12 protein-coding genes and 2 pseudogenes are annotated in these 12,380 nt (G+C 64.3%); 7 read left to right on the top strand and 7 right to left on the bottom strand.

Annotation, left to right across the window (positions count from 1 at the left end):
- The first annotated feature begins 57 nt into the window (after positions 1 to 57).
- The 6 genes from dnaK (at position 58) to FJ960_RS17465 (ending at position 5,921) form a co-directional block, all read left to right on the top strand.
- The gene (gene dnaK / locus FJ960_RS17440; RefSeq protein WP_140506953.1) at positions 58 to 1,974 is read left to right on the top strand and encodes a molecular chaperone DnaK; all 1,917 of its coding nucleotides are present in this window, start codon (positions 58 to 60) and stop codon (positions 1,972 to 1,974) included.
- A gap of 221 nt (positions 1,975 to 2,195) precedes the next feature.
- Positions 2,196 to 3,323, top strand: a complete 1,128-nt coding sequence (dnaJ, locus tag FJ960_RS17445) for a molecular chaperone DnaJ (RefSeq protein ID WP_140715790.1) — start codon at positions 2,196 to 2,198, stop codon at positions 3,321 to 3,323.
- Positions 3,324 to 3,428: 105 nt separating this feature from the next.
- Positions 3,429 to 4,034: a phospholipid N-methyltransferase PmtA gene (pmtA, locus tag FJ960_RS17450; RefSeq protein WP_140506955.1), complete on the top strand. Its 606-nt coding sequence runs from the start codon at positions 3,429 to 3,431 to the stop codon at positions 4,032 to 4,034.
- 234 nt (positions 4,035 to 4,268) lie between these two features.
- Positions 4,269 to 4,865, top strand: a complete 597-nt coding sequence (locus tag FJ960_RS17455) for an NADPH-dependent FMN reductase (RefSeq protein WP_140506957.1) — start codon at positions 4,269 to 4,271, stop codon at positions 4,863 to 4,865.
- 11 nt (positions 4,866 to 4,876) lie between these two features.
- The gene (gene pyrF, locus FJ960_RS17460) at positions 4,877 to 5,590 is read left to right on the top strand and encodes an orotidine-5'-phosphate decarboxylase (RefSeq protein WP_181174267.1); all 714 of its coding nucleotides are present in this window, start codon (positions 4,877 to 4,879) and stop codon (positions 5,588 to 5,590) included.
- A 43-nt stretch (positions 5,591 to 5,633) separates the two neighbouring features.
- Positions 5,634 to 5,921: a DUF1330 domain-containing protein gene (locus FJ960_RS17465; RefSeq protein WP_140715581.1), complete on the top strand. Its 288-nt coding sequence runs from the start codon at positions 5,634 to 5,636 to the stop codon at positions 5,919 to 5,921.
- Here FJ960_RS17465 and FJ960_RS17470 read toward each other — a convergent pair.
- The 7 genes and pseudogenes from FJ960_RS17470 to FJ960_RS17500 all read right to left on the bottom strand — a co-directional run.
- The gene (locus FJ960_RS17470; protein WP_140506962.1) at positions 5,918 to 6,976 is read right to left on the bottom strand and encodes a D-alanine:D-lactate ligase-like protein; all 1,059 of its coding nucleotides are present in this window, start codon (positions 6,974 to 6,976) and stop codon (positions 5,918 to 5,920) included. The two genes, FJ960_RS17465 and FJ960_RS17470, sit on opposite strands and share 4 nt — an antisense overlap.
- A 136-nt stretch (positions 6,977 to 7,112) precedes the next feature.
- Positions 7,113 to 7,988 (bottom strand): SMP-30/gluconolactonase/LRE family protein, encoded by an 876-nt coding sequence (locus tag FJ960_RS17475; protein WP_140715583.1) that lies wholly within the window; start codon positions 7,986 to 7,988, stop codon positions 7,113 to 7,115.
- Positions 7,988 to 8,626, bottom strand: coding sequence for a 2-dehydro-3-deoxy-6-phosphogalactonate aldolase (locus FJ960_RS17480; RefSeq protein ID WP_140715585.1), 639 nt, complete (start codon positions 8,624 to 8,626; stop codon positions 7,988 to 7,990). Before FJ960_RS17480 ends, FJ960_RS17475 begins: the two co-directional genes overlap by 1 nt.
- Entirely contained in the window at positions 8,623 to 9,582 is a 960-nt protein-coding gene (locus tag FJ960_RS17485) for a 2-dehydro-3-deoxygalactonokinase (RefSeq protein WP_140715588.1), read from the bottom strand. Before FJ960_RS17485 ends, FJ960_RS17480 begins: the two co-directional genes overlap by 4 nt.
- A complete protein-coding gene (locus FJ960_RS17490) occupies positions 9,579 to 10,346 on the bottom strand; it encodes an SDR family oxidoreductase (protein ID WP_140506969.1) in 768 nt (255 codons plus the stop codon). The genes FJ960_RS17485 and FJ960_RS17490 overlap by 4 nt, the downstream gene beginning before the upstream one ends.
- A gap of 166 nt (positions 10,347 to 10,512) precedes the next feature.
- Entirely contained in the window at positions 10,513 to 11,862 is a 1,350-nt protein-coding gene (locus FJ960_RS17495) for an EAL domain-containing protein (RefSeq protein ID WP_140715625.1), read from the bottom strand.
- Positions 11,863 to 11,981: 119 nt separating this feature from the next.
- Positions 11,982 to 12,110, bottom strand: a pseudogene (locus tag FJ960_RS17500) (LysR family transcriptional regulator); the annotation flags it as partial.
- 32 nt (positions 12,111 to 12,142) lie between these two features.
- Here FJ960_RS17500 and FJ960_RS17505 point away from each other — a divergent pair.
- A pseudogene (locus FJ960_RS17505) lies at positions 12,143 to 12,371 on the top strand (Atu4866 domain-containing protein); the annotation flags it as partial.
- Positions 12,372 to 12,380 lie beyond the last annotated feature (9 nt).

Genomic DNA, 12,380 nt, shown 5'->3' on the forward strand with positions numbered 1-12,380 from the left:
TTTCGTCGGAACGCCTTACCGGGTCCTGAGAGCCTGCTTAGCGGAGAGACTAGAAAAATGGCAAAAGTAATCGGTATCGATCTCGGCACCACCAACTCCTGTATCGCCATCATGGATGGCAAGGAGCCGAAGGTAATCGAGAATGCGGAAGGCGCGCGCACGACGCCTTCCATCGTCGCCATCTCGGGCGACGGCGAACGTCTCGTCGGCCAGCCGGCCAAGCGCCAGGCGGTCACCAATCCTGAAAACACCATCTTCGCGGTCAAGCGCCTGATCGGCCGCCGCTATGACGATCCGGTGACGGAGAAGGACAAGAAGCTTGTCCCCTACAAGATCGTCAAGGGCGACAATGGCGATGCCTGGGTCGAGGCCGGCGGCAAGAAGCAGTCGCCCTCGCAGATCTCGGCCATGATCCTGCAGAAGATGAAGGAAACGGCGGAGGCCTATCTCGGCGAGAAGGTCGAGAAGGCGGTCATCACCGTTCCGGCCTATTTCAACGACGCCCAGCGCCAGGCGACCAAGGACGCCGGCAAGATCGCCGGCCTCGAAGTGCTGCGCATCATCAACGAGCCGACCGCGGCAGCACTTGCCTACGGCCTCGACAAGAAGGAAGGCAAGACCATAGCCGTCTATGACCTTGGCGGCGGCACGTTCGACATTTCGGTGCTCGAGATCGGCGACGGCGTGTTCGAGGTGAAGTCGACCAATGGCGACACCTTCCTCGGCGGCGAGGATTTCGATATGCGCCTGGTCGAGTATCTGGCGGCCGAGTTCAAGAAGGAACAGGGCATAGACCTGAAGAACGACAAGCTCGCCCTGCAGCGCCTCAAGGAGGCGGCCGAGAAGGCGAAGATCGAGCTGTCGTCGACGACGCAGACCGAAATCAACCTGCCCTTCATCACGGCCGACGCGACCGGACCGAAGCACCTGACGCTGAAGCTGACGCGCGCCAAGTTCGAAAGCCTGGTCGAGGATCTCGTCCAGCGCACCATCGAGCCGTGCAAGGCGGCGCTCAAGGACGCCGGCCTGAAGGCCGCTGAGATCGACGAAGTGGTCCTGGTCGGCGGCATGACCCGCATGCCCAAGATCCAGGAGATCGTGAAGCAGTTCTTCGGCAAGGAGCCGCACAAGGGCGTCAACCCGGATGAGGTCGTCGCACTCGGCGCCGCCATCCAGGCCGGCGTGCTGCAGGGCGACGTCAAGGACGTGCTGCTGCTCGACGTGACGCCGCTGTCGCTCGGCATCGAGACGCTGGGCGGCGTGTTCACGCGGCTGATCGAACGCAACACGACGATCCCGACCAAGAAGAGCCAGGTGTTCTCGACGGCCGAGGATTCGCAGTCGGCCGTGACCATCCGCGTCTTCCAGGGCGAGCGTGAAATGGCCGCCGACAACAAGGCGCTCGGCCAGTTCGATCTGGTCGGCATTCCGCCGGCGCCGCGTGGCGTGCCGCAGATCGAAGTCACCTTCGACATCGACGCCAACGGCATTGTCAACGTCTCGGCCAAGGACAAGGGCACCGGCAAGGAGCACCAGATCCGCATCCAGGCGTCGGGTGGTCTTTCGGACGCCGACATCGAGAAGATGGTCAAGGACGCCGAGGCCAACGCCGACACCGACAAGAAGCGTCGCGCCGTGGTCGAGGCCCGCAACCAGGCCGAAGCCCTGGTGCATTCGTCGGAGAAGTCGCTGAAGGAATATGGCGACAAGGTCTCCGAGGCCGAGCGCACCGCTATATCCGATGCGATCGCGGCGCTGAAGACCGCTGCCGAGGGCGACGATCCGGCCGACATCGAGGCCAAGAGCCAGGTGCTTGCCGAAGCCTCCATGAAGCTTGGCCAGGCCATGTACGAGGCCTCGCAGAAGGAAGCGGCGGAAGCCGATGCCAAGGCGGATGCCGCCAAGGACTCCGATGTGGTCGACGCCGATTTCGAGGAAATCGACGAGGACGACGACAAGAAGAAGTCGGCCTGAACGGTCTGACGGCAAGATAATGCGAAAAGCCCGGCGCAAGGCCGGGCTTTTTTGCAACCCTCGCTGAAAAAAATGCGAGCGCTGCCGAAAAAATCACTGAAAACCACGGACAAGTTCGCGCCGGCCCTAGCATACGGGCAGCACCGCTCCTAAATCGAACAACGTGCCGGCAAACGACGCACACCATGCATCAAGACGTTGATCCGGAACTGCGGGAAAAAATGAAAGCTGATTTCTACGAAACGCTGGGCGTGCAAAAGGGCGCCGACGACAAGGAGCTCAAGAGCGCTTTTCGCAAGCTCGCCATGCAGTTCCATCCCGACCGCAACCCCGGCGATCATTCCTGCGAGCACAAGTTCAAGGAAATCAACGAAGCCTACGAGACGCTGAAGGACCCGCAGAAGCGCGCCGCCTATGACCGTTTCGGCCACGCCGCCTTCGAGCAGGGCGGCATGAATGGCGCGCAGGGCTTTGGTGCGGGCGGCTTTGCCGATATCTTCGAGGATATTTTCGGCGACATGATGGGCGGCCGCCAGCGCCGCTCTTCCGGGGGCCGCGAGCGCGGCGCCGACCTGCGCTACAACATGGAGATCTCGCTGGAGGAAGCCTTCGCGGGCAAGACCGCGCAGATTCGCGTGCCGGCTTCGATATCCTGCACGGAATGCTCCGGCAGCGGCGCCAAGCCGGGCACCCAGCCGGTCACCTGCTCGATGTGCAACGGCCACGGCAAGGTGCGCGCCACGCAAGGGTTTTTCTCGATCGAGCGGACCTGCCCGCAATGCCAGGGCCGTGGCCAGACGATCAAGGATCCGTGCCCGAAATGCGCCGGCCAAGGCCGCGTCACCGAGGAACGCTCGCTGTCGGTCAACATCCCGGCCGGCATCGAGGACGGCACCCGCATCCGCCTTGCCAATGAGGGCGAGGCCGGGCTGCGCGGCGGGCCGTCGGGCGACCTCTATATCTTCCTGGCCGTCAAGCCGCACGAATTCTTCCAGCGCGACGGCGCCGATCTCTATTGCAAGGTGCCGATCTCGATGACGACGGCGGCCCTTGGCGGGTCGTTCGAGGTGACGACGCTCGACGGCACACAGACCAAGGTGAAGGTGACCGAAGGCACGCAGAACGGACGCCAGTTCCGCCTCAAGGGCAAGGGCATGCCAGTGTTGCGCCAGCCCAATGTCGGCGACCTCTACATCCAGACCGCGGTCGAGACGCCGCAGAACCTGTCGCGCCGCCAGCGCGAATTGCTGGAGGAGTTCGAACAACTGTCCTCGCAGGACAATTCGCCCCAATCGAGCGGCTTTTTCGCCCGCATGAAGGACTTTTTCGAATCTTTCGGCGAGCGTTGAGACGCGACCAGAGCTATCTTATCCACGACACAGGCAGGGCAGCGCCTTGCCTTGCGTCATCCAGGTGTTAAGTAGCTTCCAAGGGGAGCGCTGAGGAGAGCTTGCATGGCACGTGGTCACGGACTGCGGAAGGCGTTTGCCGAGAAGTTCGACGACGAACTCAAATTCTTCAAGGGCTGGATCGACAAGCCGAAGACGGTCGGCTCCATTGTTCCGACCAGCTCGATCACCGCCCGCAAGATGGCTTCGATCGTCAACCCGAAGTCCGGACTGCCGGTGCTCGAGGTCGGTCCCGGTACCGGGGTCATCACCCGCGCCATCCTCGCCCAGGGCGTGCGGCCTGAAAACCTCTACGCGGTCGAATATTCCACCGATTTCGTGCGCCACCTGCGCCAGCTCTATCCCGGCGTCAACGTCATCGAGGGCGATGCCTTCAACCTCAACGCCACGCTTGGCGAGAGAAGCGGGATGATCTTCGATAGCGTCGTTTCCGGAGTGCCGCTGCTCAACTTCCCGGTCGCCCAGCGCATCGCCTATATCGAAAGCCTGCTCGACCGCATCCCGGCCGGACGGCCGATCGTGCAGCTGACCTATGGTCCGATGTCGCCGATCCCGGCCGGCCGCGGCGACTACACGGTCAAGCATTTCGACTTCATCTTCCGCAATATCCCGCCGACGCAGCTGTGGATCTACCGCCGCGAAGCACATTAGGGTGCGCCGAGATTCAGGTGAGGCCGGCCTGCAAATGGCTGATACCTGCGCTTCCGGTGCTCACGTACGAAAGTACGCTCCGCTCCGGTTCTCGGCATCAGCCATTTTCGACTCGCCCTGACCTGAATTTCAACGCACCCATCACGCGTTTACGCCAGGTCGTTTTCGATTTTCGCGCTGGCGCGTTGATTTGCGCGGCCTCCGGCTGTACCTGTCCGGGAACAAGGGTGGCCAATGGCAGTGATCCCGAAAATCCTCGTCTTCGCCGGCTCGGTGCGCAGCGGCGCTTATAGCGGCAGGACCGCCGACGTGGCGCAGAAGGAACTTGCGGTGCAAGGCGCCGAGGTGACCCGCATTTCGCTCGCCGATTATCCCTTGCCGATCCTCGACGAGGACCTGGAAAAGGAAAATGGCATCCCTGAAAACGCCCAGAAGCTGGCGCGATTGATCGCCGTCCATGATGGGCTGCTGATCGCGACGCCTGAATATAACGGCTCCATCCCGCCGTTGCTCAAGAACACGATCGACTGGGTGAGCCGGGTGCGACGGGATGGCGGCCGGTCGGTCAGGCCGCTTGCCGGCAAGGTCGCCGGCCTCTGCTCGTCCTCCAAAGGCCATTTTGCCGGCATCCGCTGCATCAATCATCTGCGCGCCGTGCTGGTGCGCTGCCAGATGGAGGTGGTGACGCCGGAATGCTCGGTGCCGGAGGGCGGCGACGCCTTCGACGGGGACGGCCATTTCCGTGACGAAAGACTGCACAAATCGATGGAGCACCTATGCCGCACGCTGATCGAAACCTCACGCATGCTGTCGACCAGGGTCGAGGCGTGACTGCCGCTACCATGCAGGCTTACCCCATGCAGGCCAAATCCATGCAGGAAAGATTGATCGTCGGCCTCGACGTGCCGACCGTGACGGAGGCCGAGCAGGCGGTGCGCGAGCTCGACGGTGTCGTCTCCTTCTATAAGATCGGCTATCAGCTGGCCTTTGCCGGCGGGCTCGACTTCGCCAGGGAGTTGGCCAGCGGCGGAACGAAAATCTTCCTCGACATGAAGCTGCTCGACATCGACCACACGGTGGCCAAAGGCGTCGAGAACATCGTCAAGATGGGCATGACCATGCTGACCATACATGCTTATCCCAAGGCGATGCAGGCGGCGGTGGAGGCAGCGCGCGGCAGCGAGCTTTGCCTGCTTGCCGTCAGCGTCCTGACCTCGATGGATGAGCAGGACATGATCGATGCCGGCTATGAATATGACCCGCACACGCTGGTGCTGAGGCGCTCGGAACAGGCGCTGCATGCCGGCATGGGCGGCATCGTCTGCTCGGCCGCTGAGGCCGAAGCGGTGCGCCGCCTCGTCGGCCCCGACATGGCGGTGGTGACACCCGGCATACGCCCCGTGGGCAGCGATCATGGCGACCAGAAGCGCGTGATGACACCTGCGCAAGCCATTCGCAGCGGCTCCAGCCATCTGGTCGTCGGGCGCCCGATCGTCGCGGCGGCGGACAGACGCGCGGCGGCTGAAGCCATCCTCGACGAAATGCGCTCGGCATAAGGAATAGGGAGAAAGCTCGGCATAAGGAATAGGGAGAAGAAGAATGCCCAAGGGATACTGGATCGCCCGCGTCGACGTGCGCGACGCGGAAGGCTACAAGGATTACGTCGCGGCGGCGACGCCGGCTTTCGAGCGCTTCGGCGCGAAATTCCTGGCCCGTGGCGGCGAGCATGAGAAAGCCGAGGGCCCCGGCCGCGCGCGCAATGTGCTCATCGAGTTCGAATCGCTCGCCATCGCGCATGACTGCTACCATTCGCCGGAATATCAACGCGCAGTGGCGATCCGCCAGAAGGTGGCCGACGGCGAGATCGTGCTGGTGGAAGGGGTCTAGCGAAAGAGCCTGTTCGCCGCGGTTTCCGCCATCGCGTCGACGAGTTCCAGCCCCCATTGCTGGCGGCAATAAGCGCGGAAATCGAAACAGGGCAGGCCGGGGCAGACCTCGAACTCGATGAGATGAACCGTATCGTCGGCCTCGACGCGCGCGTCGACGGAAAACACGTCGCGCAGGCCGAGCCCGTCCATCAACCGTTTGGCAATCGTGCGGATTCTGGCATCGGCCACCGGCTGACTGTTTGCGACCGGAGCGAGCTCGGGTTCGGCATAATGCCCGGCGGCCTTCGCGGCTTCGCCGGTGTCGCCATAAAGCGCCAGGCTGTCGGCCATCGTCTGGAAATCCGCGCCTGACTCGACAAAGGCGATGCCAAGCGCCTCGGCACCGGTTTGCGGCGTCAGCCCGAGGAAGCTGGCGCGCACATTGCGGCCCGCGACGTAGGGCTGGACGACGACATCATCGCGATAGGCCGCGAAAACACGCCGGCTAAGCTCCAGCGCGTGACCGAGATCGGTTACGCGCGAATCCGGCCAGATGCCGATCTTGGCGCCGAGCCTGTTGGGCTTGACGAACCAGCCGGCGGCGGAGGCCGGCGGCTCGACCAGCCATTCGCCATTGCGCGCAAAACCCGCCGACGGCACCGGCAGGCCGAGCGCGCCAAGCACGGCGCCGGAACGGAACTTGTCCTGGCAGAGAGCGAACAGCGCATCGTCCGCTCCGATCGTTCTCATTCCGTTGAGCCGCGCCAGCGCGGGTGCGGCGCCGCCACGGAAATAGGCGATGCCGTCGGTCAGCGTCCAGACCAGCGTCGTGGAAGGATCGGCTTTGGGAAGCGCCCTTGCGGCATGGTCCAGCTCCACCGCCGCGAAGGCAATGCCACGCCTGTCACAGGCGGCGGCCAGCGCATCGAATTCGGGGGCGAGGTCGGTCGATTGCGCCAGATAGGACGATATCTCGGCCGCGCGCTGCGGTGCGTGACCGTCGGCGACCAGGCGGTCGAAGCAGGCCTTCTCCGGCTCGTGAACGAGGATCAGCTTTGGCTTGTGACTCGACATGAGACGAACATTCCCGGCCGTGCGATCACCTAGCATCGCACGGCCGACGCAAACGGCTTTCGCGAAACCGACTCAAGCCGGACGCCTGCGTGACAGCACCACGATAGATATGCGCGGAGCCAATCGCCCGGCCTGTTCAGGCGATCAGCACGCGCGGTTCGAAGCGGCCGTTGACGGGAATATCGAGGACGAACGTCATGCCTGCCTGCGGATCGAGCTGGCGCTGCTTGTCGTCCTTGCCTTTCCACGCCGACGTCACCGCCAGCCGGTCGGCGTTCCTGCCGACAAAGGCCGGGCACGAGGGCTGCGTCACCGGCATCGCAACTTCGCGCAGCAATGTTCCGTCGGGCGAATAGGCCTTGACCGCCTTGCCGCCCCAGACGGCGTTCCACAGCACGCCGTCGCGGTCGACGACCGATCCGTCGACATAGCCCTTGGACGAGCGGTGATCGACGAACACTTTTGGTTCTCCAGAGGGCAGGCCGCTCGCCGGATCGCAGGCGACGCGCATCAGCAGGCCGGTCGAGGTGTCGGTGTAATAGGCGAGCGCGCCATCCCCGGAGAAACAAATCGAGTTCGACACGGTGATGCCGGAGAACAGCTTGCGCAGTTCACCCCTGAAGAACCAGTAGATCGCACCGGCGCCCTTTGCCTCGCTCTTGCCCATCGTCCCCATCCATAAGGCGCCGCAGGGATGGACACGGGAATCGTTGGACCGGGTAAGGGGGTTGTCCGCCTCGACAGGCGTATGCAGCGTCATCTGGCCGGTCGCGACATCGCGGACGAAGAGGCCGGTCTCGGTGGCGATCAGCTGGCGCTTGTCATCGATGATGGCGATGGCGCTCGCCATCTGGCCAAGCTCATGGATCTTCAGCGCACCACCGGCCACGAGCTTTTCCAGGAGCTGGCCGTTGACGATATCGAACCAGAACAGCGCGTCGGTGGCGGGATCGTAGCTTGGCCCTTCGCCGAGCTCGCAGACATGATCGGAAAAAACCGAAACCTTGTTCATCATGCGTCTCCGAATGCTACGTCCCAGGCAGCGACGGCGGCGTGAGCGCGCGCCGCCACGTCATCGACGCTCATGCCTGGCTTGAACAGGCTGGAGCCAAGCCCGAAGACCGTCACACCAACCGCCTTGTAACCGGCAAAGTCCTTGTCCGAAACGCCGCCGACCGCGCCGACCAGCGTCTGCGCCGGCAGCACGGCCCGGATCGCGGAAATGCCTGATGCGCCGAGCACGCTGGCGGGAAAGAATTTCAGCGCCGAGGCGCCGAGCCGGATCGCCTGGAAGGCTTCCGTGGGGGTAAACACGCCGGGCATGGTGACCATGCCGTATGCCCTGGCACGGCCCATGACCTCGGCATCGATGTTGGGGCTGACCAGCAGCCGGCCGCCGGCCTGGTGAAGATTGTCGACGTCGGCCCCCGTAAGCACCGTGCCGGCGCCGACCAGGGCGGTTTTCGGCAGCACTTCGACAATCCTGGCGATCGACGAGAACGGTTCGGGCGAGTTCAGCGGCACCTCTATGGCCTCGATGCCGGCGTCGAACAGCGCCTGGCCCATGGCTATCGCTTCGGCCGGCTTGAGGCCGCGCAGGATAGCGACCAGGCCGCGCTTGAGTTTTGGAAAGGGTGCGGTCTGGCTCATATGGCGGCTCCACTTCTGGCAATCATGCCATTCTCCCGCGCGGCCTCGATCAGGCCGGCGCGTACAGCCTCGTCCGCATCGACTGTCCGCACACCAAGCCCGGCAAGGCTAAGGGCGGCCTGGTAGAGCCCGGCCAACGCGCCCGAGGCAATCAGCACGACCGATGTCGCGCCGGCGCCATGCCGGCGCCGGGCAGAAGCGATCTCGCCGCCGATCAGCAAGCCGGACAGGCAAGCGGCGGCATCATCGGCCTGGAGATCCTGGAGCAGGCCGGCAGCGCGGATGGCAAACAGCCGCGAGGTGACATCACCACCCTCGCCCAGTGCTGTTTCGCACCAGCGGCGGAAGAACGGATTGTCGGGAGCAACCGGGCTGGGATGTTCGCCCAGCGAATGGCGCAGGATCGAGTGCGCGGCAAGCACGGAAAACAGCTCGCCCGTCGGCCAGGTGCCGAAGCCGGCGACGGCGCCGTCCTCGACCAGCACCCATTTCGAATGGGTGCCGGGCATGCAGACCAGTTCGCGGCCTCTGGCAGGCAGGCCAGCGCCGGCAAGCTGCGTCTCCTCGCCGCGCATGACGTCGGGCGCGTCGGCCAGGCGCTGGGCAAGGCCGGGGACGATGCGGATGTCGCGTTTCTGATCTGGCACCCGGGCGGCGCCGCCAAGAATGGCGCCGAGCGGCGACGGCACGCTGACATAGGGCGCCTCCAGCCAGCCCTGGCGGGAACCGGCCATGCCGCAGATGATGACGGGCAATGCCTCCGGCGCGCCCATCGCTGCCAGATGGCCCTCCAGGACGTTGGCGAAGCCCTTTTCGCGCGCGGTGATCAGGCCATCGTCGCCGCGACGTTCGGCAAGCACCTTGCCGCCGCCGTCGATCAGCCAGGCCCGAAGCCGGGTCGTGCCCCAATCGAGTGCGGCGACTGCCGGAACGTTGCTGGCAAACCCTGGGCTCACAGGAAGCCTCCATCGACGATCAGCATTTGCGCGGTCAGCATGCGCGAGGCATCTGAGGCCAGGAACAGCACCGTGCCGACCATGTCGTCCGGCCGCATGACGTCCCTGATGCATTGCTTGGCGACATGGGCGGCAAGTGCCTCTTCCGTCACCCAGCGCTCCTGCTGCCGCTCGGTGATCACCCAGCCGGGCGCGACGGCGTTGACGCGGATGCGGTCGGGACCAAGCTTGCCGGCCAACCCCTTGGTGAGGCCGAGTATGCCCGCCTTGGCGGCGGTATAGGCCGGCATGTCTGGATGGTTGATCAGGTAGGAGGTCGAGGTGAAATTGATGATCGAGCCGCCGCCGGCCCGCTTCATGCCTGGTGCCACGGCCTGCGCGGTGAAGAAATGCGGTCGCAGGTTGATGGCGAGGTTGTTGTCCCAGAAATCGACGGTAACGTCCTCGACGGCATGGCGTTCGTCCCAGGCGGCATTGTTGACCAGCACGGTGACGTCGCCATGCGCGTCGGCGGCCCTTGCCGCAGAGGCGCGCAGTGCCTCGACGTCGCGCAGATCGGTCTTGAGGTAGAGCGGTCGGTGGCCGAGCTCCTTCTCGATGCGACCGGCGAGCGCGGTGCTCGGCGCGTCGGCGATGTCGAGGAAGGCGACCTTGGCGCCCTGGCGCATGAACCCTTCGGTCAACGCCGCGCCGATGCCGGAGCCGCCGCCGGTGATCAGCACCGAAGCGCCTTCGAGGTCGGCAAAACGCGCCGATGGCATCATAATTTTCGTCTCCCGGGTCAACCGGCGCGCATCCTAGCCAGACACGTCCGGCGGGCAAGGGCGAAAAGACGCTATTTCGGCCTTATGTCGGACAAAAAGGCGATGGCGATGGCGCGAGACCGCCAGGCGGCATCGCCGCATGGCCGGCAGCGCCGAATTTCGCCGCTCAGATCGCCTTGGCGCGCAAGGCGCCACGAAAGGAATCGCGGAGGTAGCCCAATGTGGCGTCGGCATCGGCCGGCTTGCCGAAGAGATAGCCCTGCCCGCCGGCGCAACCGAACTGGACCAGCCGGTCGGCCTGCGCCTCCTCTTCGATGCCTTCGGCAACCACGTCCATGGCGAGCCCTTCGCACATGGCGAGAATGGCGCGGATGATGTGTTCCGACGGCCGGTCGTCGAGAATGGAGGAGACGAAGGCGCGGTCGATCTTGAGCTTGTCGAAATGAAACTCGCGCAGGCGGCCGAGCGAGGACTGGCCGGTGCCGAAATCGTCGAGCGAGATGCGGATGCCGACACGGCGCAGATCCTCGACGATCTGCGCGGCCGAGGCAGGGTCGTTCATCAGGCCGGTCTCGGTGATCTCGATCTCCAGCCGGCGCGGATCGAACCCGGTGCGGTCGAGGATCGCCAGTATGTGCAGGCCGGTGTTCTGGTCGACGAGCTGCGAGGGCGACAGGTTGAAGGACAGGAACAGGTCCTTCGGCCAGCTTTTGGCGGCTTCGGTCGCCTTGCGCAGCACCAGCTGCGACAGCGGGCCGATGATGCCGCGCTCCTCGGCGATCGGAATGAAGACGGTCGGCGGCACCGCGCCGAGGTCGCGGTCGGTCCAGCGCGCCAGCGTCTCGAAGCCGATGGTGCGGCGCGTGGTGAGGTCGACGATCGGCTGGAAATGCGGCTCCACCTCGCCGGCGGAGACGGCGCGGCGCAGCGCCTGCTCGATGCGGGTGACGCGCTTGGCGGCCTCTTCCATCTCGCGGGTGTAGACGACGACGCGACCACGGCCGGAGCGCTTGGCATGGTAAAGCGCCGTTTCGGCCTTGTTGATGAGGATTTCGGTGGTCTCGTCGCCGGAATAGAACAGCGAGCAGCCGACAGAGGCAGAAAGTCTGGCGGTGCGTTCGCCGACATCATAGGGCGCCGACAGGATCTCGATCAGCATGCGGGATTTTTCCGCCGCCGCCTCCTCCGAGAATACCAGGGGATAGAGGAAGGCGAATTCGTCGGCGCCGATGCGGCAGACCGTCGAATGGCCGTCCATGGAGGCGCGCAGCCGCATCGCGACCTGAATCAGGATGTCGTCGCCTGCCTTGTGGCCGAACAGGTCGTTGATCGGCTTGAAGCCGTCAAGGTCGAGAATGCCGACGGTGAAGGGCGCGGGATCGTCGGCGCGGTCGCTGATCAGGCGGTCGACCTTGTCGAAGAAACGGCGATGATTGCCAAGCCCGGTCAACGGATCGGTGAACGCCATATCCGTGCTTTCCCTGTTTGCCTGACCGGTGCCAAACTGAGTTTGCATCGGTGTCCCTGCTCGTCCCTGCTTTTGTCGTCGGAATTTATTTCGAGACTGGCAGTAAACCCTTTAGGAAACGTATCGCTTGAATCGATTTTTCGAGACTCGCGAACGATCCCGTGACGCTATCTGAAGCGCTGCAGGTGATCGACAAGTGCGCGCAGCTTCGGCGCCATGTTGCGACGGCCTGGATAATAAAGAAAGAAGCCGGCAAAGCGTGGGCAGTAGGTCTCCAGGATGGGCACCAGAACACCGACCGGAAAATCATGGCTCAACCAGCGCAAAGCCATATGCCGGCATGTGGGTGACAGCCGATGGCCATGTCCGTCACAAGCTGCTTCCAAACGGCCGCTACGACGAAGCGCGTGGGATCCGGGAAAGCGCGTATCGGGGGCGTTACGAAGTTCGGGGGCAATCACATCGACTATTGGGACGATACCGGATTCACCGCCGATGGCACGTTCGTCGACGGCGTGCTGCATCACGGCGGCATGATCCTATGTCGGAAGGAGTAGCGGCTGCCG

The organism is Mesorhizobium sp. B2-3-11, from assembly GCF_006442215.1.
GTDB lineage: Bacteria > Pseudomonadota > Alphaproteobacteria > Rhizobiales > Rhizobiaceae > Mesorhizobium > Mesorhizobium salmacidum.